We start from the raw sequence: 26157 nt of genomic DNA on the forward strand, positions 1-26157 counted from the left end.
GTCAGGCCCGGGGGCCCAGCAGCGCGATCGACGCGTCGATGGCCGGCTCGGTGATCACGCCGATGTCGTCGCCGTCCTCGACGGCCAGCGCGGTCAGCTCCCGCAGGCCGCCCAGCAGAATCACCGCCAGCGCCGGGCTCAGCGCCGGCAGGTTCGCCCGGCGGAACCCCGGACTGCCGCTGAGCTCGATCAGCAGGTTCGACATCAGCTCCAGACCGCGGCGCTGCGCCGGGCGGGCCACCTCGCCCAGCGACGGCATGTCACGGATCCAGCTCAGCGTGATCGCCGGCCGGGCCCGGATCTGGTCCACGTAGGCCTGCACCGCCTGGCGGATCTGGACCTGCCAATCGGCCTGCGGATCCACCTCCGCCCGGATCCGCAGCGCCAACTCCTCGTTGTCCACGCGCAGCAGTTCTAGGAGGCACTCTTCCCTGCTGGCGAAGTGGTCGTAGAAGGTGCGTTTGGAGGTGCGGGCCGCGCGCACGATCTCGGCGACGGTGCTGGCCCGGTAGCCGCGCTCGGCGATCGAGTCGGCCAGCCCGTCGAGCAACCGGCGCCGGAAGGGGTCGGCAGCAGCGGTCTCCGGGACATCGATCGCAGGCATCGTCATCGCCGCACCTCCCCGCACGTGAGCCTTGCCACTTGTTGGTACTAAAGAGTACCGTGTCCCGCAAGCATTGGTACGCATCGGTACCAGATCTCACGTCGGGAGGCGTCGCATGACCCACACGGTTGCCAGCACGGCCGCGGACACCGTCAAGACCCCGGATTCACCGGCCATCAACCTGCCCCCCGGCGCGCGCGGGTCCAAGTTCACCGCGGGCGTGCTGTTCATCCTGTCCCGGCGCCGTGTGCTGCAACGCCTGACCCGTAAATACGGCGCCGCCTTCACCGTCGACGTTCCGATGTTCGGGCCGACGGTTATCGTCACCGACCCGGAACTGGCCCGGCAGGTGCTGCTGACCAACCCGGAAGACCTCGGCAACGTCCAGCCCAACCTGTCGCGGATCCTCGGAGCGGGTTCGGTGTTCGCCCTCGACGGTGCGGCACACCGGCGGCGGCGCAATCTGCTGAGCCCGCCGTTCCACGGCAAGAGGGTGCGGGCCTACGAGCAGATCATCGTCGAGGAGACCCTGCGTGAGATCGCCACCTGGCCGATCGGGAAACCCTTCGAAACCCTGCGTCCGATGAACCGGATCACCATCAATGTGATCCTGCGGGCGATCTTCGGAGCCGAAGGCGCCGAACTGGACAAGCTGCGGGTCGGCCTGCCCAAGTGGGTGACGCTCGGCTCCCGGCTGGCGGCGCTGCCGATTCCGATCCGCTCCTACGGCCGGTTCACGCCGTGGGGCCGGTTGGCCGCCTGGCGTGCCGAGTACGAGGTCGTCCTGGACAAGCTGATCGCCGATGTCCGTTCCGATCCCGACTTCGAGAACCGCACCGACGTCCTGACCCTGCTGCTGAGCAGCACCTACGAGGACGGCACGAAGATGACCCGCCAGGAGATCGGCGACGAGTTGCTGACGCTGCTAGCCGCCGGACATGAGACCACGGCATCGACCATGGCCTGGGTCTTCGAGCGGCTGAGCCGCTACCCGGAACTCCTCGACGAACTGACCGCCGAGGTGGACGCGGGCGGGAACACGTTGCGGCGCGCCACGATTCGCGAAGTGCAGCGGGTGCGCACCGTGATCGACTTTTCCGGACGACATGTTTACGCGCCCAGCATCCAGATCGGTGAGTGGGTGATTCCGCGCGGCTATTCGGTGATCGTCGCGATCAACCAGGTCCACCAGAACCCCGCCGCCTTCGGTGACCCGGAGGGGTTCGACCCCAAGCGCTACGTCGCCGGCAGCCCCTCGGCTTTCGAGTGGATGCCCTACGGCGGCGGCACCCGGCGCTGCCCGGGCTCGACGTTCGCCAACCTGGAGATGGACGTGGTGTTGCGGACGGTGTTGGAGCGCTTGACCATCGAGCACACCACAGCGCCCGGGGAGAAGTTCCACTCCCGCGGCGTGGCCTTCACCCCGAAAAACGGCGGCCGGATCACGGTGCGCCGCCGGGCGAACGGCCCTGAGCAGCAGTGAGTTACGGCACCAGGACGGCGCGGCCGACGAATGTTCCGGCCGAGAGGTCGTCGAAGGCTCGCTGGAAGTCCGTCAGGGGATAGGTCACCGTCTCGACGTGCAGCTTGCCCTGTTGGGCGAGCGCGATGACCTGCAGCAGGTCCGTCCGGGTGCCGGCGTAGGAACGTTGCACGCAGACGCCCCACGGCAGCGACTCACCGTCTACGTCGGCCGCGAACGTCATTCGACCACCTCCGAGCCCGACGAACTGGATCAGGCCCTCCGGGGCGACGGCGCGGGTCGCGAAATCGACGGTCGATTGCGCACCGACGAAGTCGATGATGACGTCGGCGCCGTATCCGCCGGTCTGGTCGAGAACCTGTTGCGCGGCAGCGGGATCACCCTGCAACACCAGGTCGGCGCCGAGTTCTTCGGCGGCACGCAGCTTCACCGGATCGTTGTCGAGGGCGATGATTCGGGCGCCGGTGGTGGACTTGAGGATCTGCAGCCCGAGATGTCCCAGGCCACCGATCCCGACGACAACAACGGTGGCGCCTGCGTTGAGACGATGGCGTGTCGAATTGATGGCGTGCATCGGTGTGACGCCCGCGTCTGCCAGCGGGGCGGAGGTGACCGGGTCCAAATCGCCGATTCGCTCAAGGTACTGCGCCTGCACCAGCATGTACTCGGCCATCGCCCCGTCCGGGCCAAGGCCCGGCGTCGTCGGGAACGCGGTCCGGCTGCCATTGACCTGGCAGGCGTTCTCGCGGCCTTCGATGCAGGCACGGCAGTGCCCGCACCCCCACACCAGTGCCACGATGACGGACTCGCCGCCGGAGAAGCCCTGCACCCCCGGGCCGACCGCGTCGACCCAGCCTGCGCCCTCATGGCCGATGGTGCCGCCGAAGACCGGCCACCGGTCACCGAGCTCCAGGACATGGAGATCCGAATGGCACAGGCCCGCGCCGGCGATCTTCACCCGGACCTCGCCCGGCCCGGGATCACCGACGTCGACCGCCTCGAGGCGCAGCGTCCCGGGGGAGACCAGTTTGACCGCCCGCACGATGGCGTCGCTACCGGTTGGAGTCGGCGCGGCGCGGCAGCTGCCAATCCGGCCGGATGTAGTGACAGGTGTAGCCGCCCGGGAACCGCTCCAGGTAGTCCTGGTGCTCGGGTTCGGCTTCCCAGAAGTCGCCGGCGGGGCTGACCTCGGTCACCACCTTGCCCGGCCAGCGGCCGGAGGCCTCCACGTCGGCGATGGTGTCCAGTGCGATCTGGCGCTGCTCGTCGTCGAGGTAGAAGATCGCCGAGCGGTAACTGGTCCCGACGTCGTTGCCCTGCCGGTTACGCGTGGTCGGGTCGTGGATGGCGAAGAAGAACTCCAGCAGGCTGCGGTAGTCGGTCGCCGCGGGGTCGTAGGTGATCTCGATGGCCTCGGCGTGAGTGCCGTGGTTGCGGTAGGTGGCGTTCGGGACATTGGGGTCGCCGGTGTAGCCGACGCGGGTGCTCACCACGCCGGGCTGCTTGCGGATCAGGTCCTGCATGCCCCAGAAGCAGCCGCCGGCCAGGATCGCTCTCTGGTAATTGGTCATGCCCCGATTATCCGCAGCTATCCGTGACCCGCCAGCGGATAGGAACGGTAGCTGGTCAACACCGCGCTCGGCTCCCGGTGCGGCGGCGCCTGCTCGGTCAACTCGGGAAATCGGTCGAACAGGGCGAGCAGGCCCAACCGGATCTGCATCCGGGCCAGCGGGGCGCCCAGGCAGACATGCGGACCGAACCCGAATCCCAGATGGCCGGTCTGCGACCGGGCCAGGTCGAGCCGGTCGGGGTCGGGAAACACCGCCGGATCGCGGTTGGCGGCCGCCAGCCCGAGCAGGATCGGGGCGCCGGTGTCGATCACGGTGTCGCCGATCTCGATCGGCGCGCTGGCCACCCGGGAGATCATCAGGGCCGGGCTGATCATCCGGACCAGTTCGTCGACGGCGTGCGGGGAGTCGGCCAACAGGCCGCGTTGCTCGCTCTGCTCGATCAGCAGCGCGGCCGCGCCGGTCAGCACGGCCGTGGTGGTGTCGTGGCCGGCCGACAGCAAGAAGATGGCGTTGTGCAGCAGCTCGTCGTCGGACAGCGGCAGCCCGCTGGTGGCCACCACGGACAGCAGGTCGTGGCCGGGATCGGCGCGGCGCAGCTCCAGCAGATCGGCGAGCAAAGCCTTCATCCCGGCGGCGGCGTCGTCCGCGGCAGCGAACACGGTGCGAGGCGCCGCCGGCTCCAGGGCCGCGATCAGCGCCATCGACCAGGTCGCCAGGTTGTCCAGTTCGCTGTCGGGCACCCCCAGCAGGGTGGCGATGGCCCCCAGCGGCAACGGCTTGGCGAACTCGGCCACCAGGTCGAAGCCGGCCGGATCCAGCCCGGCCGCCAAAGACCGGGCCCGGGCGGCGACTTCGGCTTCGAACGAGGCCAGCGCCCGCGGCGTGAACGCCCGGGACAGCGGGGCCCGCAGCCGGCGGTGGTCGTCACCGGACCGGTAGAACAGGTTGTGTTCCACGTGGGTCAGGTACGGGCGGCCCGGATCGAGCTTGCTGCGGTACAGGTTTCGCCGGTCGGTGCTCGCCCGCTCGTCACGCAGCATCGCCAGCACGTCGGCGTAGCGGGTCAGCACCCACAGCCCCTGGCTGCTGCGGTGCACCGGTTCGGCTTCGGCGAACCGGCGCTGATACGCCAGGGGATCGACGTGCAGCTCCGGGTCGCGGAAATCGAAGTCGAGCGCGCCCATCAGGTGCGTTCAGCGATCCAGGACGCCACCAGATCCGCGCAGACCGTGCGGCTGTCCGTCGGCTGCTCCAGATAGTGGTCGCCGGCGATGAAATGGAGCTGCTTGTCGGTGCTGGCCAGCGAGTCGTGGATGTGGTGAGCATCGCTGGGGAAGACACCGGTGTCCGCGGTGCCCTGGATCACCAAGGAGGGCAACGTGATCCGGCCCAGGTGCGGGGTGCCCTGGCAGAACGACGTCTGCAGGCTCCACATAGACAGCCAGGTCCGCAGTGTGCAGTGCGCGGCGATGTTGTACGGCGCGCGGTTGGCCCGTCGCGGGTCACCGAGGTAGCACTGGTTGAGCGGGCGGTCCGACGGGTCGAGCGAGGGGTCCAGGTAGCGCGGGTCCGCCCACACTCGATGCACCGAGAAGGAGCGGTCGTAGGTGCCGCCGGCCTTCAGTCGCTTCAGTTCCGCCTGCGCCCACGCGGTGATCCGGTCATTGCGGTCGCGCTGGGCCTGGCGGTAGCGGGCGATGAATTCCGGGGTGTAGGGCGGCGCGTTCTGCTCGGCGTACATGTCCAGCGACGGGTCGCAGGACAGCGGGTCGGTCTCGTCGGTCACCGACGGGTCGATCCACGCGGTCAGCACCTCCGGGCGCCCGGCGTGTGCCTGGGTGGACACGTACAGGTCGCCGGGCGGCAGTGCGTTGCACGCGTCGGGTACCGGGCCGCCGCCGACGGTGGTGATGTGCGGGTCCACAGACTGCGACTGGTAGGCGGCCATCAACGAGCCACCGCCGGAGTTGCCGAGCAGGACGATCGTCTCGACGCCGGCCTGTTCGCGCAGCCACTGCACCCCGGCCGCGATATCGAGCAGTGCGTGCTCGAGCAGGAACAACGACTCGCCGCTGCGATACCGGGTGTTCCAACCCAAGAAGCCGTAGCCGCGTTCGGCCATGAGCGGCGCCAGGTAGTGCTCGGCGAAGTCCACGTTGTAGTGGCTGGCGATCACCGCCACCTTCGGCTTGACGCCGGCCGGGGTCCAGTACAGCCCCTGGGCCGGGTGATAGCCGGCGGGGTTCACACCCGCCGATGCCGAAGTGAGCGAAACGAATTCGCGGGTTACCGCCACTGCATTACTCCTTTGGTCATGAACCCTGATTGCGCCAGCTCACCGAGCGATACCAGGTGTCGGTGAGCGTCTTGATCGCTGCTTCTTCGTCCAGTTCGCGGCCCGCGACGTCGCCGCCTGCCACCAGCCAGACATAGGTGAAGTGGTTGAGCATGGCGACGATGGCGGACCCGACCAGTTCCGGGTCTGCGTCGGGCGCGTAGCCCTTGCGCTGCGCCATCCGCACCGTCTGCGCCACCCAGTCGATCGCGTCGGCGCACATGTCCCGCCAGCGCTGGGCGAACTCGTCGTTGATCATCGCCAGCTGGAACACCCCGACCATGACCCCGAGATGTTCGCGGTAGGTCTCCCAGTGCGCCCGCACGGATTCCTCGATGATCTCCCGCAGATCCTGGCCCGGGTGCAAGGCCTGTACCGCACGGCTTTTGGCCGAGGCCCGGAAGTCCTCGGCCAGCGACGCCAGCAGGTCTTCCTTGGATTCGAAGTAGTGGTAGAACGACGCCGGCGAGCGTCTGGCGGCCGAGGTGATGTCGGTGATCGTCGTCTTGAAGAAGCCCTTGCGGGCGATCACCTCACGGCCGGCCTGCTCCAGGCGGGCCTGGGTGTCGCGGCCCCGGACGGTGGGGCGGGTGGCCGACCCCTCCGCGGCCCCGCCGTCCGCGGACGTCATACCGGTTCCGTCCGGTCCAGGTCGGCCACCAGGTCGGCCAGTCGGCGTTCTCCCTGGGGCGTCTGGCCGCCTGCGGCCAGGAAGCGTTGCATCTTGGGCAGCGCCGTGCCGCGGCCCAGCATCTGGGCGAACGCCGAACGCTCGACGGCCAGTCCCGCGGCGACGTCCGGGGCGGCCAGGGTGGCCTTGACATCGGCGATGTCGGCCAGCGGCACCGTGGCGATGCGCTTCACCAGCCGGTCGAGGAAAGCCGCGACGTCGTCGGGGGCCAACGCCCGGTTGACCAGCCCGTAGCGTTCGGCGAGGCCGGCATCGAGGTCGTCGTGACCGAGGATGACCTCCAGTGCTCGGCCCCGCCCCAGCAGGTGAAGCAGGTGCTGCGGACCTGAACCGGCCGGGATGACCCCGATTCCGGTCTCGACCTGGTTGAACACCGCCCGGCCGGTGACCGCAAACCGCAGATCGAGGTTGACCAGCAGCTCCATCCCGCCGCCGGCAACCCGCCCGGCGACCACCCCGATGGTGACCTGGTCCAGGGCCCGGAACGCGCCGACCAGGTCCTGAAAGGAGCCGACCTCAGCCTCGGTGTTCTCGACCGAGGCGGCCAGCAGCGCCAGGTCCACGTGGGCGATGAAGAAGTCGGGGTTGGCGCTTTCCAGCACCACCACCCGGACGTCGCGCCCGGCGGGTGACCGCAGCCACTTCACCAGTCGCCACAGGTCGCCCATCATGGTGGCGTCCATCAGGTTGATCTCGCCGTGGCTGATACCTACCCGGGCCACCGGTCCGTCCTGGGTGACCGTCAGCGACGTCAGGGAATCGAGACCCATGAGTGCCCGGCTCAGCCGAGCTGGGTGGTGGTCGTCTTCGACGTGACCACCTTGGGGTCAGCGGCTCGCTCGGTACTGTTCAGCAACTTGTGCGCCTGCTCCGGGTCGGGTTCGAACCCGGGGGTGTCGCGGCAGAGCTCGATCATGATGCCGTTGGGGTCCAGGTAGTACAGCGAGTGGCACCAGCCGTGGTCGACGTCCATCAGCGCCTTGATGCCGGCGGCGTCCATCCGCGCCCGGACTTCGTTCTGCTTCTCCTCGGTGGCCCGGAATGCGAAGTGGTTCACCCACACCGGCAGTCCGTTCGGACGTGACAACGAGCTGGACCAGTCGGGCTTCTCCCCGACGCCGTGCAGGTCGAAGAACGCGATGCACGAGCCGTCGCCGAGGTCGTAGAACACATGCCGGAAGAAGCCTTCTTGCAGGTGCTCGACTTCGGTGTGCACCAGCGGCAGGCCCAGCAGGTCTTCGTAGAAGTGATTGGTCGCTTCCAGGTCGGCGCAGGCGTAGGCCGCGTGGTGCAGGCCGACGGCGGGCTTGGGGGACGTCACTGGCTACCGAACCTCCTCACGGCCCGCGGCGGGCCGACGGCGCCACCGTAGCACTGCCGGTGAATATAAACCCAGATTCGATTCTGGGCGCGGACCCTCGACAACCTCGCTAGAACGTGTTCTAGTTCTTGGCATGACGAAACCGCAGTTCAGCCGCGCGGAACTCGCGGCCGCATTCGATGTGTTCGAGCAGACCGTCGCCCGTGCCGCCGAGACCAAGGACTGGGACGCCTGGGTGGCGCACTACACCCCCGACGTCGAATACGTCGAGCACGCGATGGGCACCATGCACGGCCGTGATGAAGTGCGCAGCTGGATCCGCAAGACCATGTCGACGTTCCCGGGCAGCTACATGACCGAGTTTCCGGCACTGTGGTCGGTCATCGACGAGGACGGCGGGCGCATCATCTGCGAACTGGACAACCCGATGCGCGACCCGGGCGACGGCACCATCATCAGTGCCACCAACATCTCGATCGTCACCTACGCCGGCGACGGTCTGTGGTGCCGCCAGGAGGACATCTACAACCCGCTGCGCTTCGTGGCCGCGACCATGAAATGGTGCCGCAAAGCCCAGGAACTCGGCACCCTCGACGACGAAGCGGCGGCCTGGATGCAGCAGTTCGGAGGCAACGCGTGAGCGGCAAGCCCAAGCTTGTCATCGGGGCCAACGGGTTCCTGGGGTCGCACGTCACCCGCCAGCTCGTCGACGCCGGCGAAGACGTGCGGGTGATGGTGCGCCCGAGCGCCAACACCATCGCCATCGACCACCTCGACGTCACTCGGTTCCACGGCGACATCTTCGACTCCGCCACCCTGGCCGAGGCGATGGCGGGCTGCGACGACGTCTACTACTGCGTCGTGGACACCCGCGCCTGGCTGCGCGACCCGAGCCCGTTGTTCCACACCAACGTCGAGGGCACGCGCAATGTCCTGGCAGTTGCCAAAGACGCCGACCTGCACCGCTTCGTGTTCACCAGCAGCTACGCCACGGTGGGCCGGCGCCGCGGTCACGTCGCCACCGAGGACGACATCATCAACCCGCGCGGACTCACGCCCTACGTCCAGTCCCGGGTACAGGCCGAAGAGCTGGTGCTGCGCAGTGCCGCCGAATCCGGCCTGCCTGCCGTCGCGATGTGTGTGTCCACCACCTACGGCGACGGCGACTGGGGCCGGACCCCGCACGGGGCCTTCATCGCCGGGGCGGTGTTCGGCAAACTGCCGTTCCTGATGCGAGGGATCGAGCTGGAGGTGGTCGGAGTGGACGACGCCGCCCGCGCGATGATCCTGGCCGCCGAGCGTGGACGCAACGGCCAGCGCTACTTGATTTCCGAGCGGCTGATCCAGCTGCAGGACGTGGTCAAGATCGCGGCCGACGAAGCAGGTATGCCCGCGCCGTCGCGTTCGATCTCGGTGCCAGCGCTGTATGCGCTGGGGGCATTGGGCAGCATGCGGGCGAGCCTGACCGGAAAGGACGCCGAGCTGAGCTTGAAGTCGGTGCGGATGATGCGCGCCGAAGCCCCGGTCGATCACAGCAAGGCGGTGCGCGAGCTCGGCTGGCAACCACGACCGGTTGAGGAATCGATCCGGGAGGCGGCGCGTTTCTGGATGAAACTGCGTGACGCCAAGAAGCGAGGTACCCCGGCATGACACACGGCCATTCAGGCAGACGTCCGATTCACACCCCGACTGCCGACTACCCGATCACCGTGACCCCGACCGGGCGCCAGGTCACGGTACGGATCGACGGCGAGATCATCGCCGACACCGCCGACGCACTGACGCTGCAGGAATCGAATCATCCTGCGGTGCAGTATATTCCGCTGGCGGATGTCAAGACCGATCTGCTGACCCGCACACAGACCACCAGCTACTGTCCGTTCAAGGGCGATGCCGCCTATTACAGCGTCACCACCGCGGCCGGCCGATGCGTCGCCGACGCGATCTGGACCTATGAGCAGCCATTTCCGGCCGTTGCGCCGATCGCCGGGCACGTTGCGTTCTACCCCGACAAGGCCGACATCAGCATCGCCGGAGGCTGAGGCTTACCAGCCCTTCTACAGGCCCAGCAATTGCCCGGCGAACCGGGTGTCGGTGTACTCGCGCACTGAGACGATCCGTCCGTCCTGGGTGTCGACGATGTACGCCAGCGGACTGTCGTAGTGCGAGCCGTCGGCGGCGTGACAGTCGCCCAGCGCCTCGATCACCACGGTCTCGTGTTCGTTGATGCACCGGACCAGCTCCAGGTTGATCCGCAGGCCGAGTCGCCGCTGTTCGACTTCCAAGCGCAGCTCGTCCTTGTCGACGGCCTGGCGGGTCAGGATGCTCCACCAGGTGAAGTCGTCGCTGACCAGCGCAAAAATATCGTCCAGGTCGTCGTCGCCGCAGATGCCTTGGAGAAACATCCACGCCAATTCCGCCTGCGGATCGTCGAACGGGGTGGCCATTTGTCCATCGTGGCCGCGCGGCGCGGAGCGGTCAACGAGGACGGGAGATCCTTATGATCGCGTCATCAGTAATTCGCTTCGTCGTACCGTCGCTTTTCCCGGCCCGGCCAGCCCCGCGCTGACGCTGGCCCCGCTGCGCCGCGGGCCGGGCGACCCCTGCCTGCAATTCGTCGACGGTGCCATTTGGCGAACCAGCTTGATGCCCAGCGGGCCGGTGACGGCGTGCATCATCCAGGTGGCGCCCGATGCGGTGGACTGCGCGGCCTGGGGTGCCGGGGCCGCGGAGTTCCTTGACGGCGCACCGGGCTTGTTGGGCGTCCACGACGACGCGGCCGACTTCGCGCCCACCGACCCGACGGTGGCCGCCGCGTATCGGCGCGTGCCGCACCTGCGGTTGGGTCGAACCGGCCGGGTGCTCGAGGCGCTCGTCCCGGCCGTGCTCGAGCAGCGGGTGCCCGGAGCCGACGCCTTTCGGGCCTGGCGGCTGCTGGTCACCGAGTTCGGCTCGCCGGCTCCCGGCCCGGCGCCGTCGCGAATGCGGGTGCCGCCGTCGGCGCAGACCTGGCGGACCATCCCGTCATGGAAGTTCCATCGCGCCAACGTTGATGGCGGACGGGCCCGCACCATCGTCGGTTGCGCGGGGCGGGCGGCTGCCCTGGAGCGGCTGGTGGCCCGCCCGGCCGCGGAGTCCCGGGCGGCACTGATGTCGCTGCCCGGCGTCGGCGAGTGGACCGCCGCCGAAACAGCGCAGCGCGCCTTCGGTGATGCCGATGCGTTGTCGGTGGGCGACTATCACCTTGCGACGATGATCGGCCGCACGCTGCTCGGCCTGCCGCTCGACGAGCCGTTCACCGACGAAGCCATGGTCGAACTGCTCGAGCCGATGCGGCCGCACCGGCACCGGGTGGTGCGGTTGCTGATCGAAAGCGGGCTCGCCGTCAGCAAACGACGCGGGCCGCGACTGGCCCTGCAGCGGATCAGCTCGCTGTAGACGGCTTGCCGGGCTGGGCGTCGGTCGCCGTGGCAAACCTTCCGGAGTCGAGTGCATCGAGCAACTGTGCGGCGATCCACTCGAACGTGGAGGTGTCGCGCGGCAACAGGGCTTGCTCGTAACCGATCAGCAGATAGATCGCCCAGTTTGCGAACAGTTGCGCCTGCCGCTTGTCATGGAGGACTTCCAGTGCCGACTCGAAGAGAACGTCGAAGCGTTGCTGATCCACCTCGGCCTGCACGGCATGCACACGCGGGTCCGCCGAGCTCCAGGAGCGGATGGAGGCTTCGGCCCCGTGGGGGAGAGTCAGGCCGATCTGGATCAGGCTGTCGAGGCGCTGCCGCGGGTCGGGTATCGCACGTAGGAACTCCACGTGCTGGAGCGTGCGGACGTCCAGCCAGTGTTGAACCAGGTCACGGGTGTAAACCGGCCAGCTGGTGAAGTAGTGATAAAACGACCCCGTGGTCACCCCGAGCCGGTTGCACACTTCGGCGAGCTTGAGGCCGCCGTAGCCCAATTCGGACAGCACTTCGAGACCTGTCTCGAAGTACGCCTGACGAGAGAGAACCGCGCCCATAAGTCGACTTTAGTTCGCTGGACGCAGTTGGCATACAGCGCGGCTGAGTCTTAAGTGAATCTTGGTAATTACGGTTTTTCTCGGGTCCGAGGCTGTGCCGTGCCACACTTGTCCAGTGCGGGATGCGGCATTTCGCAGGGTGGGGCGCCCCCGCGGGGCGCGGTCTGGCGTGACCAGAGAGCGCATCGTCACGGCCGCCAGCGGGTTGTTCGGCGAATTCGGCTACCACGCAACGACGTTCCAGGCGGTGGCGGAGCGGGCACAGCTGACCCGCCCGGCGATCAACCACTATTTTCCTAGCAAGCAACTGCTCTATCAGGCGGTTCTTACGCAGGCTGCGACCCTGTTCGAGCGCGCCGTCGAACAGGCGCGCACCGAGTCCACCCTGATCGGACAGCTTTCCTCCATCATTGTCTCGTTCGCTCAGCTCGGCGAAGAAGACCGCACGGTGGCGGCGTTTGCGGTCACCGCGGTGGTAGATGCCCAGCGCGACCCGGTGTTGAAGTCATTGGTCGGCGACATCCAAGGCCCGCCCCGGGCGTTTCTGGCCGAAGCGCTCACCGACGCCGTCGACCGGGGAGAGCTGGTCACGAACTCCGGGATCGGTGAGCTGACCGAGATGCTGCTGGCCGTGTGGTGGGGAGTCGCGTTCTATGTCTCGCTGGTGGGTAATCAGGCGACCTCGGCGGGGGTGGTCGCCACGCTGCAGGCGCTGTTGACCCAGGAACTCTGGCAGTTGCGTCAGCCAGCCGACGGAAAAAGTTAATAGCCCGGCTAACTTTCATCGGTAGGATGGCGTGCGACACCGGCCGCGACCAAACGAGGTAACCCGATGAGCGCACTCCGTACCCACGACGACACCTGGGATATCGCCACCAGTGTCGGCTCGACGGCGGTAATGGTGGCCGCTGCCCGCGCGTCCGAGACCGCCAGCGCCGATCCGCTGATCAATGACCCGTACGCCGAGCTTCTGGTCGCCGGTGCCGGCACCGGGATCTGGGAGATGCTGCTCGACGACGCGTTGGTCGACAAGGTGGAGGCCATCGACGCCGAGGTGGCCGCGGTGTATCACCACATGCGCAACTACCAGGCGGTCCGCACCCACTTCTTCGACGCCTTCTTCGCCGACGCGGTCGCAGCCGGTATCCGCCAGGTGGTGATCCTGGCATCCGGACTGGACTCTCGGGCCTACCGGCTGGACTGGCCGGCCGGCACCGTCGTCTATGAGATCGACCAGCCGAAGGTCTTGGCCTACAAGGAGCAGACCCTGGCGGCCAACAATGTGACGCCGGCGGCAGAGCGCCGCGCGGTGGCCATTGACCTGCGACAGGACTGGCCGGCCGCGTTGACCGCCGCCGGTTTCGACCCCGCGGCCCCGACCGCATGGTTGGCCGAGGGACTGCTGATGTACCTGCCGGCCGACGGCCAGGACCGGCTGTTCGACCAGATCACCGCGCTCAGTGCTCCGGGCAGCCGGATTGCTGCGGAGACCGCGGGTAACCACCGCAGCGACGAGCGGCGCCAGCAGATGTCGGAGCGGTTCAAGAAGATCGCGGAGACGATGGGCCTGACGCAGAGCGTGGACATCCAGGATCTGATCTATTCCGACGAGGACCGCGCGCCGGTTAGGGGATGGCTCGACGAGCACGGTTGGCGGGCCGCCTCTCAACCCTCCACCGCGGAGATGCGCCGGCTTAACCGCTGGGTGGACGTGTCGGTGACGGACGACGCGGACGCGTTCTCCGAGTTCGTCACTGCGGTGCGTACCTGACCCGCATACCCGACCCGACATAGCGGACTCGATTCATCCCCCGTATACAGGGAAGGCCTGGATCGAATCGAGGAAGGAAACTGATGTCCGGAGTGCAGGATCGTGTTGTCGTCGTCACCGGAGCCGGTGGTGGGTTGGGCCGCGAATACGCCCTGACCTTGGCCCGCGAAGGGGCCTGCGTGGTGGTCAACGATCTCGGGGGTGCCCGCGACGGCACCGGCGCCGGGCACAACATGGCCGACCACGTCGTCGCTGAGATCAAGGAGGCCGGCGGCCGGGCCGTCGCCAACTACGACAGCGTCGCCGACGCCGATGGCGCGGCCAACATCATCAAGACTGCGATCGACGAGTTCGGGAAGGTCGACGGCGTGGTCAGCAACGCCGGCATCCTGCGCGACGGCACCTTCCACAAGATGACGTCGGAGAACTGGGACGCCGTGCTGCAGGTGCACCTCTACGGCGGCTACAACGTGGTGCGGGCGGCGTGGCCGCACTTCCGTGAGCAGAGCTACGGCCGCGTGGTCGTCGCCACCTCCACCAGCGGGCTGTTCGGCAACTTCGGGCAGGCCAACTACGGTGCGGCCAAGCTCGGCCTGGTCGGCATGATCAACACGCTGGCCATCGAGGGCGCCAAGTACAACATCAAGGCCAACGCGATCGCCCCCATCGCGGCGACCCGGATGACCGAGGACATCCTGCCGCCGGAGGTGCTGGCCAAGCTGAAGCCCGAATACGTCGCACCGGTGGTCGCCTACCTGTGCACCGAAGAGGTCGCCGAGACCGGCTCGGTGTTCATCGCCGGCGGCGGCAAGGTGCAGCGGACGGCGCTGTTCGAGAACGCCGGCGCCACCTTTGAGAACCCGCCGTCGGTCGAGGAGATCGCGGCGCAGTGGTCGACGATCACCGACCTTTCGGCGGCCAAGTCGGCCAGCTTCTCGCTGTAGCGGCCGGCCGGATTCGGGACGTGGCGCGCTGCTCCTAGCCGAGCAGCGCGCCGCGCAGCCCGTCTCGGTCGGCATCGGTGACTCCGGAGGCCCGCAGGAAGCCGTCGAGGGAGCCGAAGTTCTCCTCGATCGAGCGTTCGGCGGCATCCAGGTAGTCAGCGCGCACACCGAGCACCTCGTCGGAGAGGCGCGCTTCGGTGAAGGTCAGCACCTCAGGGGTGATCTCCGCCTCGGGCCGTGACCGGATCATCTCCATGATCCGGTCACGCAACACCGGCACCGCGGCGTTGCTGCGCAGATAGTCCGCGATGACGGCATCGCGGTCCACCCCGGCCGCCCGCAGCACCACCGCGACGACGAAGCCGGTGCGGTCCTTACCGGCGAAGCAGTGGGTCAGCACCGGCCGGCCTTCTGCCAGCAGCGACACCACCCGCTGCACCGCCCGGCGGGATCCGGCGAGCGTGGGGAAGCGTTCGTACTCCTCGAGCATGTAGCGGGCGGCGACGTCGGCGGCGGAATCCTCGTCGGGCTTCTCGGCCATCATGTTGCGGAACGCATCCTCGTGCGGAGCCGAGCTGTCCGGTGATTGGTCACCGGCCAGATCCGGGAATGGCAGCAGGTGGATGCCGACACCGTCGGGCACCAGCCCTGGGCCCCGGCGGGTGACTTCGCGCGGAGATCGCAGGTCGGCCACGTCAGCCACCCCGAGCCGCCGCAGTTCTTCGCGGCCCTGTTCCTCGAGGCGACTCAGTTCGCTGGACCGGAACAAGCGACCCGGGCGCAGCGCGCCGGTAGTCTGCGAAACATCGCGAAAATTCCACGCCCCGGGCAGATTCGGCTGGGAGGTCACTCGGCCACGATAGGACACCACGCTGGCAGCGCTGCGGATCAGACGTGAAACGACCCCTGATCCGCGTGAATCAGGGGTCGCCAGCGAGGTTCGTTGTGGCCGTTTAGATCGGCGGGTAGTTCTGCGGGGGGTAGCCGCCGCCACCGTCGACGCCACGAAGACCCCACGTGAGGTACTTGAAGAAGAACTCGGCCTCGTCGCTCAGCTCGTAATCCGGATTCGGATCGTAACCGTAACCAGGACCCATGTCGTCAACCCCTTAGTTTGGATTTCCACCAGTTTAGTCGGCCCGTCAACGCCGTAACAGCGGACTGCCTAGAATCCTTCCAACCAGTTGATTGACACGCCGATGACACCGGCCTGGCCGAAGAGTGAGGGACATGGCAAACGGCAAGGCTACGCCGGGGGGATCGTCCCAGAGCCCGTCTCGTCGCGAGGAGTTGCTCGCGGTCGCTACCAAGTTGTTCGCCGCCCGCGGCTACCACGGCACCCGCATGGACGATGTCGCCGACGTGGTGGGGCTGAACAAGGCGACGGTCTACCACTACTACGCCAGCAAGTCATTGATCCTCTATGACATTTACCAGCAGGCCGCGGAACGGACGCTGGCGGCTGTCCACGACGATCCGTCGTGGACCGCACGCGAGGCGTTGTACCAGTACACCGTGCGTCTGCTCGACCAGATCGCGGTCAATCCCGAGGGCGCGGCGGTCTACTTCCAGGAGCAGCCCTACATCACCGAGTGGTTTACCGAGGAGCAGGTCGCCGAGGTCCGGGAGAAGGAAGCCCAGGTCTACGAGCACGTGCATGGCCTGATCGACCGCGGTATCGCCAGCGGCGAGTTTTACCCGTGCGACTCGCACGTGCTGGCGCTCGGCTACATCGGTATGACATTGGGGGCCTACCGCTGGTTGCGGCCCAGCGGCCGGCGCAGCGCCAAGGAGATCGCCGCGGAGTTCAGCACGGCACTGCTGCGCGGGTTGATCCGCGACGAGACGATCCGGGTCGAGTCACCGCTGGGCGTGTAGGCGGCCTTCCTACGGGGGAGGTCTGTCGCGGCGGGCGAGGTTGTGGGCGCGCTCGGCCTCGATGCACCGGAGTCGGTCCTGGGCGCGGGTGTTCTTGCGCGTGGGCATCATGACCTCACGTCCCCGATCCGAAGGTGGCGCGGTGGCCGGCAGCGACGTGGTGGGCAGACACAGGGTGGGGAACAGCAGGCGACGGCCGGGCCGAGTGGTGTAGTTGTGTCCGGTGGGCGATCGCCGGTCGATGGTGCCGTCGGGGTGGAGGGCGTCATTCCACCGGATCGGCGATCCGGAACCCAAGTGCCACAGCCACGGACTTCATAGCCCCGTCATGCGTGGTGATCACAAGATCATCGAGGCCGGAGCGCAACGCCGACGCGAGATGAATGGCATCAAGCGTGCGAAGGTGAGGGATGATTGCTTCCGCTTCCTGCAATACGGCGTGGTCGAGCGGGATCGTGTCGACATAGTCCAGAATCTGGTCGCGATCGGCTACCGGCAAGCTCTCCCGCCGCAACACGCGAGTGATCTCGGTGCGGAGGATGCGTGAGGAGACGACGCGCTCATCGTCTCTACCGGTCGTGCTGTCGAACCATTGGGCCGCTGACGCCGAATGGCCGAGCATGATGCGTACTGCGACAGAGCTGTCGAGATAGTGGTATATCACCACGAGCCCTTTTCCTCGTCGAGAAGTTCATCGATTGTCGATGCCGTGGTGAGGTCATGCCGGGCGATCGTGCCGGTACGTGCGGGCCCGCCAGCCTTCCGGGGAATAAGGGCCGCCGACGAGACAGCGGGAACGATTGTGCCGATCCGGCGGTTGTGACGGGTCAGCGCGTACGGCTCGCCCCTTTCGAGGTCGGCGATCATCGAAGCAGGGTTCTGGCGCAGTTCACCAACGGAAATCGACTTCACGAAGTCAGCGTACCAGCGAATTGTCTACATTTGTCTACGATGTTGGACCCGAGACGGGGGTAGGCTCATGACGGGTCGGAGCTGTTAGCTCGCTCTGCCGGGCTGATCCCTGCCACCTGCGGATTCACCGTCACGGCATAGGTAGCTGACCTTGCAGGGGTGAGTCGGTCCCCAGGGGAAGTCGGCGGCGACAGGGGCTTGCTGGCGGCACCGCCGGCGATGAGTTCGGTCGGAAGACTTCGGCTCAGACCCCCGCGGTCTTGAGGTTGCGATCCAGGAATTCGAGCTGATCCGCGACCACCCGCTCGAAGGCGTCGCCGACGTAGATGTCGAAGTGGCCCTCGGGGTATCTCTTGACCGTGCCGCGGGGCGCCTTCGCGGCGTAGCGCAGCGTCGGTCCGGGCGGGGCGACCGAGTCGGTGTCGCAGACGCAGAACAGAATCGGGCAGGACACCTTGGCCGCCAGCCGGCCCGGACGGTAGGTGAGGATCTTCATCCCGATCCGCGCCGCGACCTCGTTGCGGATGGTCTGCCCCTCCGGGACCAGCTTCAGGTAGCCCGGGTAGGAGTCGGGCGTGCTCATCAGGGCGACGTCGCCGGGGCGGCCGGCGGTGGCCACCATCACCGGGGGATTACCGAGCCGTGCGGCGGCCAGATCCCGCAACGCCAGCACGCTGATCCGCGCCGTGGTCAACGGCGGAATGGTGCGCGCCGAGGCGATCCCGTCGGTGAACGGGCATTGCGCCACCGCCGCCGCCACCGGCAGTCGCGCCGCGGTGGCGATCACGTGGCCGCCGCCGAATGACGTACCCCATATGCCGATCCGGTTGCGGTCAACGCCGGCCAGGGTGTGCGCGAAGTCGACGGCGGCAGACCAGTCCGCCAGCTGCATACCCACATCGAGCAGCTGGCGGGGAGCGCCGTCGCTGTCGCCGAAGTTGCGGTAGTCGAACACCAGGCAGGCGTAACCGGCCGCGGCGAACCGCTCGGCGTAGGCATCCAGGCGCATGGTCCGCACCGCGCCCAGGCCATGCGCCATGACCAGAAGCGGGGCGCCCTTTGGGCCGGCGCTGTCGGGGCGGTACAGCCAGGCGCTGATGCGGTCGGCGCCGGATCGAAACGAGACGTCTTCGCGGGTAGCCATGCCTAAAGGTAGCCCGGTGTGTGGTAAACCGGCTTCGTGACCGGGGCGGTGACTCAAAGCCAGTTTCGGAGCCTGATTCAGAATCTGGCGGAGGCGGTGGGTCCCGCCTATGTCACCGACGATCCCGACGTGCTGGCCGGCCGCAGCGTCGACTACACCGGCCGTTACCGGGGCCGAGCGAGTGCGCTGGTGCGGCCCGGGTCGCCCGAGGAAGTCGCCGCGGTGCTGCGGCTCTGTCGCGACGGCGGCGCGCACGTCACCGTCCAGGGCGGGCGCACCTCGCTGGTGGCCGGCACCGTCCCCGAACACGACGACGTACTGCTGTCCACCGAGCGGCTGAACACCGTCGGTGCGGTCGACGTCGTCGAGCGCCGGGTGACGGTGGGGGCGGGTGCCACGCTGGCGGCGGTGCAGCGGGCGGCCGCCGATGCCGGGCTGATCTTCGGTGTCGATCTGACCTCCCGGGACACCGCCACCGTCGGCGGAATGGCCTCGACCAACGCCGGCGGGCTGTACACCGTGCACTACGGCAACATGGGCGAGCAGGTCATCGGCCTGCGGGTGGCCCTGCCGGACGGCAACCTGCTGCACCGACACAGCGCCGTGCGCTCCGACAACACCGGCTACAACCTGCCGGCACTTTTCGTCGGGGCCGAAGGAACCCTGGGCGTGATCACCGAACTGGATCTGCGGCTGCATCCCCGTCCATCGCACCGGGTCACGGCAGTCTGCGGCTTCGCGGAGCTGAAGGCCCTGGTCGACGCGGCCCGAATCTTTCGCGACCTCGACGGCATCGCGACGCTGGAATTGATCGACGCCCGCGTCGCGGCGCTGACCGGGGAGCGGCTCGGGATCGCCGCCCCGGTGCGGGGTGACTGGTTATTGCTGGTGGAACTGACCGGCGACGCCGACCAGGCCGATCGCCTCGCCGACCTGCTGGCGCAGGTGCGGTGCTGCGACGAGCCGGCGGTGGGCGTGGACCTTGCGACCCAACAGCGGCTGTGGCGGGTGCGTGAGGCGGTCGCCGACGTGTTGGGTGCATTCGGGCCGCCGCTGAAGTTCGACGTGTCCCTGCCCCTGGCGGCCGTCGCCGGATTCGCCAAGGCGGCGAGCGCGGTGGTGCGCCAGCATGCACCGGAGGCTCTTCCGGTGCTGTTCGGCCATATCGGTGAGGGCAACCTGCACTTCAACGTGCTGCGGTGCTCGGCGGCGGCCGAACCCGAGTTGTACGCGGCGATGATGGCGTTGATCGCCGACTGCGGCGGCAACGTCAGTTCCGAACACGGGGTAGGCAGCCGCAAGCGGGCCTACCTGACGATGTCACGCGGGCCGGACGATATCGCCGCGATGCGGACGATCAAGGCAGCGTTCGATCCGACCGGCTACCTCAATGCCGCGGTGCTCTTCGACTAGTCGCGGTGCTTGATGCCGACGGCCTGACGCAGCTGGGCGAGGAACTGCTCGGAGTCGTCGCTGCGAATGATGTAGTGCGAGATGGCTATCCGGATCGCGGCCGCCGCCTTCACCGCGGCGTCCGGTCCGGTCAGCATCCGCTGCAGACCTTCGCGCATCGGCACGATGATGCGGGAGAAGTCGGCGAGCACATGCTTGGGCTCGATGTCGATCATCCGCACGCCCGTGTACGAGTGCTGATAGTCGACGATGAAACGCAGTGCGGCGTCGAGCCTTTCGGTGCCCTTCAGTCCGTCGGTGGCACGGGCGATCCCGCTGTCGAAGATGTGCCGCTCGTAGCGGGAGAACGCCGAGACCAAATCTTCCTTCGACGGGAACCATCGATACAGGGTGGGGCGCGAGACCCCAGCCTGGGAGGCCACCTCGGACAAGCTGAGCTTGGTCATGCCATTGCGCCCGAGCACCTCGGCGGTGGCCGCGAGGATCCGCTGCCGGGTCGAGCTGTCGGGGCCGTCCACCGTGCTGCGGGTCATAGCGGAGACTTTACAAAAAATAGCGAGAGTGTCACGCTGGTTCGGTGCCTGGACATCGTTCCTCACCGTCACGGGCCCCTGGGATCGGGCCGTAGGGCAATTATTGTGATCGAAGCGCCGCAAGTCACGTGCGAGGAACGCACGCATCCGCCGCGAGCCGTGATGATCGTCATTGAAGCGGCCGGGATCGGCCAGGTGGCCGCGGCCCAGTTGGCCGCGCAAGGACACCTGGTTTTGCTCGGCGGTCGACACTTCGAGGAGTCCGAGCGGTTCGCCGCGCAGCTTCGAGACCGCGGCGGCAGCGCCTTCGCCGTCCACCTCGACCTCGCCGACCCGCGGTCGATCAACCAGTTTCTCGCCGCCGCGCACTACCTCATCGGCACTCCGGACGTGCTCATCACCGACGCCGGGCTCGTCGGCCTGCCGGGCACGTGCGTGGAGGGCGCGTGCATCGGAGCGCAAACCCTTGCCACCCAACTGATTCCGGCCATGATCGCCCGGGGCAGCGGTGATGTGGTGCTGGTCGGCCCGGAGTTCGCCGGGGTGCGCTGCGCCGCCGTCCAGCGCAAGGTCGACGCCTGGCTTGCGGCCTTGGACGCGGAATTCGTCGGCACCGGGGTGCGGGCCTCGGCCGTGCGGTCGGCCCAGCCGGGCGCGGTCGGGTTCACCGCTGAGGCCGGGCGCCTGCTCGCCGGGATGGCCACCGAGTCGCGGCTGCGTCTTGTCGAGATGCTCCCGGCTGTGGGAGCGGCCCGCTAGCGACGACGCAGCAGGACGGACTGCTGGATGCCCGCCACCGCGCCCTGCTGGTCGAACAGGGTGCCGATGGTCGTCCCGATGCCGTCGGGGCCGTAGTTGGTCTCGGCGCGGATCCCGATCCACTCGCCGTCGGGAATCCGGTGCACGTGCACCACCAGGTCGGTGTTGAGGAACGTCCACTTTCTGATGTCGAGCTTGGTGCCGACCCCGTTGGCGTCGTCGGCCACCGCGAACAGCCGCTGCAGCGGAGTCATCCCTTCGCCCTTGACCAGGTCCACGATCGGCGAGATCCAGGACTCGCCGGCACCGGGGGCCAGCGGCGTGGTCAGCCACCGCCAGTCCAGGCTGTGCACATAGTTGCGGTCCCAGTTCTGCTGCATGTTGTTGCTGCAGGCCTCGCTGACCGGCCGCAGCGGGGGAGCCGAGGCGTGCTGCACGTCGCCGGTGTCCAACGTCTGCAGCCGCCAACCGGTCGCGCGGGCGACCGGTCGCGGCAGCTGGTCGGGACCGGGTGCCAGCATCTCAGCGCTGACCAGTTCGATCTGCTTGCCGGCCCGGTCGACCTGTCCGCGCACCCACAGCGCGCCTTCGGCCGGCACGGGCCCCAACAGGTCGATGCTGACCCGGCTGAGCCGGGTCTCGTCGCGGGGCTCGAGTCGCTCCAGTGCCCGCACCAGCAGCGCCGAAACCGGTGCGGCGTGCTGAATCTGAGCTGACCAGGTGCCGCGCACCAGATCGGTGGCGGCGAACTTCTCTCCCCGAGGATCGAACGCGTCCAGCAGTTCGTAGTAGGAGTCGGTCATCGAATCCCTTTCAGGGCAGTCCGGCGCCGGGTATCTCCACGGTGACCGTGTCCAAACGCGAGTCGTGGGTCCCGACCAGCCGTTTGGGGTAGGCGCCGGGGCTGGTCAGCAGGAACAGCGTGCGACGCCTCGGCCCGCCCAGCGCGCATGCGATCGCGGCTCGCTCGCCGGTTGCGATGCGGTCGGTGACGGCGCCGCCCTCGGTGATGCGCTCGAACTGATTGGCCAGTGTCATCGCCGTCCAGATCCCGCCGGCGGCGTCCAGCGCGATGCCGTCCGGTGGTCCGTCCAGCCCGTCGGCGAACACCCGGCGGTCACGCAGCCCGCCGTCGGCGCCGATGGTGAACCGGGTGAGTCGGCGGCCCATCGACTCGGCGACGATCAGCGTGCCCCCGTCCGGGGTGATCACCATCCCGTTGGGGAAGTCGAGATCCTCGGCGACGACGTGCGTGCTGGAGTCCGGATCGACCCGCACCAGCACACCGCCGGAGTAGGCCTGCGACCCGATATAGCTGCGGCCGGCCGCGTCCACCACCATGTCCCCGAGATCGGCCGGCACCTGCTGGCTCAGGTCCACCAGCGTCGTCACGGTGTCTCCGTCGTAGCAGAGCACCTGGCGGTCGGAGGCCGAGGCGATCAGCAGCGATCCGTCCGGCCGGAAACCGAGCCCGCTCGGGGTATGCCCGGGCAGCGGCACCGTGGTCATGGAGCCGCGCAGGTTCACGGTGTGGATCGCCTCGCCGAGCATGTCCGAGAACCACAGCAGGCCCTCGAACCAGCGCGGTCCCTCCCCGAAACAGAAGCCGCCGGCCAGCGGTGTCGGTGTCGGCTGCGAGCTTGCTTCGGCGATGCTCAACACTGTCGCCCTCCTGTCCTGCGGTCGCGGGCGCGATCAGGCATACTTTACAAAATCTGGCTGAAATGTCACGCTCGCGGAATGGCTCAACCCACCGAGACCCCGCCCGCGCCGCAATGGTCGGTGAGCGGCCTGCTGGACCTTTTCGAGGTGACGGCCGACGGTCCGGACCGGTATACCGGGGCGACCGGGCTTGCCGGCGACGACGAGCGTCAAGTCGTCGAGGGCACGCAGCTACTGGCGCAGGCCATCGTCGCAGCGGCAAAACGCTTCTCGGACAAGTCCATCCGATCGGTGCACGCGGTGTTCGCCCGGGCTGTGCTGGTGGGGCCGCCGGCGGAATACCTGATCGACGTCGTCAGCGAGGGGCGCTCAACGGCCACCGCGGTGATCTCGGTGCTGCAGAACGGCAAGCGCTGCGCCACCATCACGGTGCTCGCCGACGTCCCGTCGGCCGACGTGATCACCCACCACCTGCCGCGGCCCGAGGTGGCAGCCCCCGCCCAGGCCAACCCCTGCGTCATGCCGATGACCGGACGCGAGGTGCGCCTCGTCGACGTCATCGACGTCAACAGCCCCGACGAGGTGGGCCCGCCGGAGCTCTATGCCTGGCTGCGCTATGACCCCATTCCCACCCGCGACGACCTCGCCAAGGCGCTGATCGCTTACTTCACCGGACATTTGGGCATCTCGACGACGATGCGCGCGCACGCCGGAATCGGCACCAGTCAGTCGCATCTGACGGTGTCCACCGCTCCCATGACGATCACGGTGAGTTTCCACGAACCGGTGCGCTGGGACGGCTGGATCCTTTATGGCCATGAAAGCACCCAGGTGGGTGCGGGCATGTCTTACGTTCGCGGCACCGTGCACACCGAGGACGGCGAACTTCTCGCCTCGTTCGCCCAGGACGGTCTGATCCGGCCGCTGCGCACCAGCGACAACAAGATCGCCGAGCACTCGCGGCTATAGCCGGGCCGGTACCGGCAGCTCGGCGAGGCCTTCGGCGCGGGTCATGTCGAAGCTGAAAAACCCTGCGATGGGCGCACTCTCGGGGAGCGGATCGGGGTAGCTCCAGGCCACGTCCTCGACGACGGTGTCTCCGACGATCGCGGACCAATACCGGGCGTACCCCTTGTAGTTGCAGTAGGTCGACGTCGCCGACGCCTGCAGCAGATCGGTGCGGACCCGTTTGGGGGCGACATACAGCCGCGGAGCCAGGGCCGTCTCGAACAGGATCACCGTGTCGTCGGTGTCCACCAGGGCCACTCCGGCGACCTCGACCCGCAATGTGCGCCGGGTGGGCCGGCAGTCGACCCGGTGATAGGGGTTCGGCGGGTAGTGCACCAGCCGGCGGCCCTCTTCGAACCAGGCGTCCACGGCGTCCCACGGCACCTGCACGAAGCCGGCTGCCTCCGGCAGCGCCCGATGCGGAAGGTCGCCGACGGCATCCGCGGGGAAGGCGTAGCTCAGCGGCTCGCCCTGCCGATGCACCAGCAGCGCCTGTTCGGTGTCGATCACGGTGCGTTCACGGCGGATCGCCCACACCCGCCGGGGATGCGGTTCGACGTACACCAGAGCGCCGGTGATCTGCGGAGAGAACCAGCCGGCGCGCTCGGTGCTGAGCGGGCCGTGCCCGGCAACCAGACTCATGGGAACCCCACCCCTCGTCCTCGGTCGTGTTCGGCCGAATTCGCCTTTACAAATTCCACGCCAACTGTAATATCTCGGAGAAGTTGTGCTGCGCGGTACGGACGGCTCGTCCGACCGGCGGCACCGTCTGAGATTCTCACGACGAGCTGGGATGATGCGATGACGAGTACCGCTGCGGCCCTGGATTCCCTGGCGCAGGACCAGTACCTGCGCTACCGCCTCGATGTCATCGCCCTCGATGTTGCCGGCCTGGTGCAGGCGGCCGGCGGATGGCTGTATCACCGTGCGGCGATCGGCTGGGACGTGCGGGTGCTGGTGCCATCGCGCCAGGATCTCCGGCCCTTGCACATCCTCGGACTGAATACGGCAGACCTCGAGGCCGAGCTGGCCGCCCCCGAAGGCGATGCGCCCGCGCACAGCCTGGCGGTGGTCGCCGACGCGCTCACCGCCGATCCCCGGATCAGCCGGCGGGTGCGCCACGCGCTGCGGAGCAGCCTGACCGAGGTCGTGTTGTGGGGTGAGCGCTGGCCGCTGGAGGTCAGCCATCGGCTCAGTACCGTGCAGCACCTGCCCACCGTGGCGGGCCGGGCCTTCAAGCGGCAGGCCCTGGCCGCCGCCGATGTCAGGGAAACGGCGCCGTTCGACGGTCCGGAGATATTCCGTAGCGACCAGAAGCGTTGCCTGCCGGTCAATTCCGACCTGGTCCCGCTCGGCTGATGCGCAAACACTACGACCACACCCTGCTGTACCTGCACGAGACGATCAATCTGGGCCGCGGCCTGCGCGACGACTTCACCCGCAACTTCACCGAGACCTACCAGCCGATGATGAGCGAGCTGGGCGCTCGCCTCTTCGCGTTGTGGGAGTCCACCGCCTACAACGGGCACTGGCCGCAGGTCACGATCATCTGGGAGATCGACGCGTTCGCCGACTACGCCCGAATCGGGCGGGCGCAGAACCGCGGCGGCAGCCACGCCCAGCGCGCGGCCGAGTGGTCGGCCTACCTCGCCGGTATCGGAGCATCGGGGGAGGGCCGGATCATGTACCCCGGCCCGCACAACAAGACCCTGTCCCAGCTCTGCGCGGCCGACTTCGACGCGACCGTGGTGATACAGGAAATCATGCAGACCAAGCCCGGCCGCCAGGACGACTACATCCGGGAGCTGGAGCGGCTTTACGTGCCGTGGTCGGAGCGCACCGGCAAGCGCTGGCTCGGTTCGTTCACCACCACGTTCCGCTACAACGAGGTCATCCACTACTGGGCGCTGGACGGCGGCTGGGAGTGCTTCGCCGAGCATTACCCGTCGTGGAAGGACCACCCGCCGGCCGAGATCGTGACGTGGATGAGTGTGGCGCCCGCGTTACGCGACGGCTGGGAGGACTCGATCCTGCAGGCCCTGCCACCCTCCCCGCTGCAGCGAGACGCCACGTGACAAGCGTTGCCGCACCGGAGTTCTCCTACGATCCGTTC

33 protein-coding genes and 1 pseudogene are annotated in these 26157 nt (G+C 67.9%); 14 read left to right on the forward strand and 20 right to left on the reverse strand.

What is annotated here, in order from left to right:
* Position 1: 1 nt before the first annotated feature.
* On the reverse strand, positions 2 to 604 hold the full coding sequence (locus tag ABW16_RS16780) for a TetR/AcrR family transcriptional regulator (RefSeq protein ID WP_047320399.1): 603 nt from the start codon (positions 602 to 604) through the stop codon (positions 2 to 4).
* Positions 605 to 719: 115 nt separating this feature from the next.
* Here ABW16_RS16780 and ABW16_RS16785 point away from each other — a divergent pair, with 115 nt between their 5' ends.
* Entirely contained in the window at positions 720 to 2087 is a 1368-nt protein-coding gene (locus ABW16_RS16785) for a cytochrome P450 (protein ID WP_047320328.1), read from the forward strand.
* 1 nt (position 2088) lies between these two features.
* On the opposite strand, the gene ABW16_RS16790 is transcribed toward ABW16_RS16785, so the two are convergent.
* From ABW16_RS16790 to ABW16_RS16820, 7 genes are read right to left on the reverse strand one after another with little or no spacing between them, the layout of a single operon-like run.
* A complete protein-coding gene (locus ABW16_RS16790) occupies positions 2089 to 3129 on the reverse strand; it encodes an alcohol dehydrogenase catalytic domain-containing protein (RefSeq protein ID WP_047320329.1) in 1041 nt (346 codons plus the stop codon).
* Positions 3130 to 3139: 10 nt separating this feature from the next.
* A complete protein-coding gene (gene msrA / locus ABW16_RS16795) occupies positions 3140 to 3658 on the reverse strand; it encodes a peptide-methionine (S)-S-oxide reductase MsrA (protein WP_047320330.1) in 519 nt (172 codons plus the stop codon).
* Positions 3659 to 3675: 17 nt separating this feature from the next.
* Entirely contained in the window at positions 3676 to 4842 is a 1167-nt protein-coding gene (locus ABW16_RS16800) for a cytochrome P450 (RefSeq protein WP_047320331.1), read from the reverse strand.
* Positions 4842 to 5954, reverse strand: a complete 1113-nt coding sequence (locus ABW16_RS16805; protein ID WP_047320332.1) for an alpha/beta hydrolase — start codon at positions 5952 to 5954, stop codon at positions 4842 to 4844. Before ABW16_RS16805 ends, ABW16_RS16800 begins: the two co-directional genes overlap by 1 nt.
* Before the next feature lie 16 nt (positions 5955 to 5970).
* Positions 5971 to 6624, reverse strand: a complete 654-nt coding sequence (locus ABW16_RS16810) for a TetR/AcrR family transcriptional regulator (protein WP_047320333.1) — start codon at positions 6622 to 6624, stop codon at positions 5971 to 5973.
* Positions 6621 to 7454 carry an enoyl-CoA hydratase/isomerase family protein gene (locus tag ABW16_RS16815; protein WP_052956953.1) on the reverse strand — a complete coding sequence of 278 codons (834 nt, stop codon included), beginning with the start codon at positions 7452 to 7454 and terminating at the stop codon, positions 6621 to 6623. The genes ABW16_RS16810 and ABW16_RS16815 overlap by 4 nt, the downstream gene beginning before the upstream one ends.
* 11 nt (positions 7455 to 7465) lie before the next feature.
* Positions 7466 to 8005: a VOC family protein gene (locus ABW16_RS16820; protein ID WP_052741261.1), complete on the reverse strand. Its 540-nt coding sequence runs from the start codon at positions 8003 to 8005 to the stop codon at positions 7466 to 7468.
* 133 nt (positions 8006 to 8138) lie between these two features.
* Between ABW16_RS16820 and ABW16_RS16825 the strand changes: the two genes are divergently transcribed.
* The 3 genes from ABW16_RS16825 to ABW16_RS16835 are packed head-to-tail and all read left to right on the forward strand — an operon-like array spanning position 8139 to position 10047.
* The gene (locus ABW16_RS16825) at positions 8139 to 8645 is read left to right on the forward strand and encodes a nuclear transport factor 2 family protein (protein ID WP_047320334.1); all 507 of its coding nucleotides are present in this window, start codon (positions 8139 to 8141) and stop codon (positions 8643 to 8645) included.
* Positions 8642 to 9655, forward strand: coding sequence for an NAD-dependent epimerase/dehydratase family protein (locus ABW16_RS16830; protein ID WP_047320335.1), 1014 nt, complete (start codon positions 8642 to 8644; stop codon positions 9653 to 9655). Before ABW16_RS16825 ends, ABW16_RS16830 begins: the two co-directional genes overlap by 4 nt.
* Positions 9652 to 10047, forward strand: coding sequence for a DUF427 domain-containing protein (locus ABW16_RS16835; RefSeq protein ID WP_047320336.1), 396 nt, complete (start codon positions 9652 to 9654; stop codon positions 10045 to 10047). The genes ABW16_RS16830 and ABW16_RS16835 overlap by 4 nt, the downstream gene beginning before the upstream one ends.
* A 15-nt stretch (positions 10048 to 10062) precedes the next feature.
* On the opposite strand, the gene ABW16_RS16840 is transcribed toward ABW16_RS16835, so the two are convergent.
* Positions 10063 to 10452 carry a nuclear transport factor 2 family protein gene (locus ABW16_RS16840; RefSeq protein ID WP_047320337.1) on the reverse strand — a complete coding sequence of 130 codons (390 nt, stop codon included), beginning with the start codon at positions 10450 to 10452 and terminating at the stop codon, positions 10063 to 10065.
* Between the two features lie 64 nt (positions 10453 to 10516).
* On the opposite strand from ABW16_RS16840, the gene ABW16_RS16845 reads away from it, so the two are divergent.
* Positions 10517 to 11443, forward strand: a complete 927-nt coding sequence (locus ABW16_RS16845) for a DNA-3-methyladenine glycosylase family protein (protein WP_047320401.1) — start codon at positions 10517 to 10519, stop codon at positions 11441 to 11443.
* On the opposite strand, the gene ABW16_RS16850 is transcribed toward ABW16_RS16845, so the two are convergent.
* Entirely contained in the window at positions 11430 to 12020 is a 591-nt protein-coding gene (locus tag ABW16_RS16850) for a TetR/AcrR family transcriptional regulator (RefSeq protein WP_047320338.1), read from the reverse strand. The two genes, ABW16_RS16845 and ABW16_RS16850, sit on opposite strands and share 14 nt — an antisense overlap.
* A gap of 169 nt (positions 12021 to 12189) precedes the next feature.
* On the opposite strand from ABW16_RS16850, the gene ABW16_RS16855 reads away from it, so the two are divergent.
* The 3 genes from ABW16_RS16855 (at position 12190) to ABW16_RS16865 (ending at position 14735) form a co-directional block, all read left to right on the forward strand.
* The gene (locus ABW16_RS16855) at positions 12190 to 12786 is read left to right on the forward strand and encodes a TetR/AcrR family transcriptional regulator (RefSeq protein ID WP_233424802.1); all 597 of its coding nucleotides are present in this window, start codon (positions 12190 to 12192) and stop codon (positions 12784 to 12786) included.
* 66 nt (positions 12787 to 12852) lie between these two features.
* Positions 12853 to 13791, forward strand: coding sequence for a class I SAM-dependent methyltransferase (locus ABW16_RS16860; RefSeq protein WP_047320340.1), 939 nt, complete (start codon positions 12853 to 12855; stop codon positions 13789 to 13791).
* An 83-nt stretch (positions 13792 to 13874) separates the two neighbouring features.
* Positions 13875 to 14735 carry an SDR family oxidoreductase gene (locus tag ABW16_RS16865; RefSeq protein WP_047320341.1) on the forward strand — a complete coding sequence of 287 codons (861 nt, stop codon included), beginning with the start codon at positions 13875 to 13877 and terminating at the stop codon, positions 14733 to 14735.
* 34 nt (positions 14736 to 14769) lie between these two features.
* On the opposite strand, the gene ABW16_RS16870 is transcribed toward ABW16_RS16865, so the two are convergent.
* Positions 14770 to 15585, reverse strand: coding sequence for a tyrosine-protein phosphatase (locus ABW16_RS16870; protein WP_047320402.1), 816 nt, complete (start codon positions 15583 to 15585; stop codon positions 14770 to 14772).
* A gap of 103 nt (positions 15586 to 15688) precedes the next feature.
* On the reverse strand, positions 15689 to 15832 hold the full coding sequence (locus ABW16_RS25465) for a hypothetical protein (RefSeq protein ID WP_095173665.1): 144 nt from the start codon (positions 15830 to 15832) through the stop codon (positions 15689 to 15691).
* A 133-nt stretch (positions 15833 to 15965) separates the two neighbouring features.
* Here ABW16_RS25465 and ABW16_RS16875 point away from each other — a divergent pair, with 133 nt between their 5' ends.
* Positions 15966 to 16613 (forward strand): TetR/AcrR family transcriptional regulator, encoded by a 648-nt coding sequence (locus tag ABW16_RS16875; RefSeq protein WP_047320342.1) that lies wholly within the window; start codon positions 15966 to 15968, stop codon positions 16611 to 16613.
* 9 nt (positions 16614 to 16622) lie between these two features.
* On the opposite strand, the gene ABW16_RS26070 is transcribed toward ABW16_RS16875, so the two are convergent.
* The 4 genes and pseudogenes from ABW16_RS26070 to ABW16_RS16890 all read right to left on the reverse strand — a co-directional run bounded on the left by ABW16_RS26070 (position 16623) and on the right by ABW16_RS16890 (position 18669).
* Positions 16623 to 16910: a hypothetical protein gene (locus tag ABW16_RS26070; RefSeq protein ID WP_131721514.1), complete on the reverse strand. Its 288-nt coding sequence runs from the start codon at positions 16908 to 16910 to the stop codon at positions 16623 to 16625.
* On the reverse strand, positions 16879 to 17280 hold the full coding sequence (locus tag ABW16_RS16880) for a type II toxin-antitoxin system VapC family toxin (RefSeq protein WP_052956954.1): 402 nt from the start codon (positions 17278 to 17280) through the stop codon (positions 16879 to 16881). The genes ABW16_RS26070 and ABW16_RS16880 overlap by 32 nt, the downstream gene beginning before the upstream one ends.
* A gap of 89 nt (positions 17281 to 17369) precedes the next feature.
* A pseudogene (locus tag ABW16_RS26925) lies at positions 17370 to 17546 on the reverse strand (type II toxin-antitoxin system Phd/YefM family antitoxin); the annotation flags it as partial.
* Positions 17547 to 17769: 223 nt separating this feature from the next.
* Positions 17770 to 18669: an alpha/beta hydrolase gene (locus ABW16_RS16890; protein ID WP_047320344.1), complete on the reverse strand. Its 900-nt coding sequence runs from the start codon at positions 18667 to 18669 to the stop codon at positions 17770 to 17772.
* A gap of 72 nt (positions 18670 to 18741) precedes the next feature.
* Here ABW16_RS16890 and ABW16_RS16895 point away from each other — a divergent pair, with 72 nt between their 5' ends.
* Complete coding sequence (locus tag ABW16_RS16895; protein ID WP_047320404.1) at positions 18742 to 20082, forward strand: FAD-binding oxidoreductase; 1341 nt, start codon at positions 18742 to 18744, stop codon at positions 20080 to 20082.
* Here the strand turns inward: ABW16_RS16895 and ABW16_RS16900 are convergent.
* Complete coding sequence (locus tag ABW16_RS16900; protein ID WP_047320345.1) at positions 20079 to 20615, reverse strand: TetR/AcrR family transcriptional regulator; 537 nt, start codon at positions 20613 to 20615, stop codon at positions 20079 to 20081. The genes ABW16_RS16895 and ABW16_RS16900 overlap by 4 nt on opposite strands.
* 162 nt (positions 20616 to 20777) lie before the next feature.
* On the opposite strand from ABW16_RS16900, the gene ABW16_RS16905 reads away from it, so the two are divergent.
* A complete protein-coding gene (locus ABW16_RS16905) occupies positions 20778 to 21374 on the forward strand; it encodes an SDR family NAD(P)-dependent oxidoreductase (protein ID WP_131721515.1) in 597 nt (198 codons plus the stop codon).
* Here the strand turns inward: ABW16_RS16905 and ABW16_RS16910 are convergent.
* Both ABW16_RS16910 and ABW16_RS16915 read right to left on the reverse strand, forming a co-directional pair.
* On the reverse strand, positions 21371 to 22177 hold the full coding sequence (locus tag ABW16_RS16910) for a thioesterase family protein (protein WP_047320347.1): 807 nt from the start codon (positions 22175 to 22177) through the stop codon (positions 21371 to 21373). The two genes, ABW16_RS16905 and ABW16_RS16910, sit on opposite strands and share 4 nt — an antisense overlap.
* 10 nt (positions 22178 to 22187) lie before the next feature.
* Positions 22188 to 23033 carry an SMP-30/gluconolactonase/LRE family protein gene (locus tag ABW16_RS16915; protein WP_082134174.1) on the reverse strand — a complete coding sequence of 282 codons (846 nt, stop codon included), beginning with the start codon at positions 23031 to 23033 and terminating at the stop codon, positions 22188 to 22190.
* Positions 23034 to 23114: 81 nt separating this feature from the next.
* Between ABW16_RS16915 and ABW16_RS16920 the strand changes: the two genes are divergently transcribed.
* Complete coding sequence (locus ABW16_RS16920; RefSeq protein ID WP_047320348.1) at positions 23115 to 24005, forward strand: acyl-CoA thioesterase; 891 nt, start codon at positions 23115 to 23117, stop codon at positions 24003 to 24005.
* Here ABW16_RS16920 and ABW16_RS16925 read toward each other — a convergent pair.
* Complete coding sequence (locus ABW16_RS16925) at positions 24000 to 24686, reverse strand: DUF427 domain-containing protein (RefSeq protein WP_047320349.1); 687 nt, start codon at positions 24684 to 24686, stop codon at positions 24000 to 24002. The genes ABW16_RS16920 and ABW16_RS16925 overlap by 6 nt on opposite strands.
* A gap of 159 nt (positions 24687 to 24845) precedes the next feature.
* Between ABW16_RS16925 and ABW16_RS16930 the strand changes: the two genes are divergently transcribed.
* Together ABW16_RS16930 and ABW16_RS16935 are read left to right on the forward strand one after the other, a co-directional pair.
* A complete protein-coding gene (locus tag ABW16_RS16930) occupies positions 24846 to 25403 on the forward strand; it encodes a hypothetical protein (protein ID WP_052956955.1) in 558 nt (185 codons plus the stop codon).
* Positions 25403 to 26119, forward strand: a complete 717-nt coding sequence (locus tag ABW16_RS16935) for a hypothetical protein (RefSeq protein WP_047320350.1) — start codon at positions 25403 to 25405, stop codon at positions 26117 to 26119. Before ABW16_RS16930 ends, ABW16_RS16935 begins: the two co-directional genes overlap by 1 nt.
* Positions 26120 to 26157: the final 38 nt, after the last annotated feature.

The sequence above is a fragment of the Mycolicibacter heraklionensis genome (assembly GCF_001021505.1).
In the GTDB taxonomy this organism is placed as follows: Bacteria; Actinomycetota; Actinomycetes; order Mycobacteriales; family Mycobacteriaceae; genus Mycobacterium; species Mycobacterium heraklionense.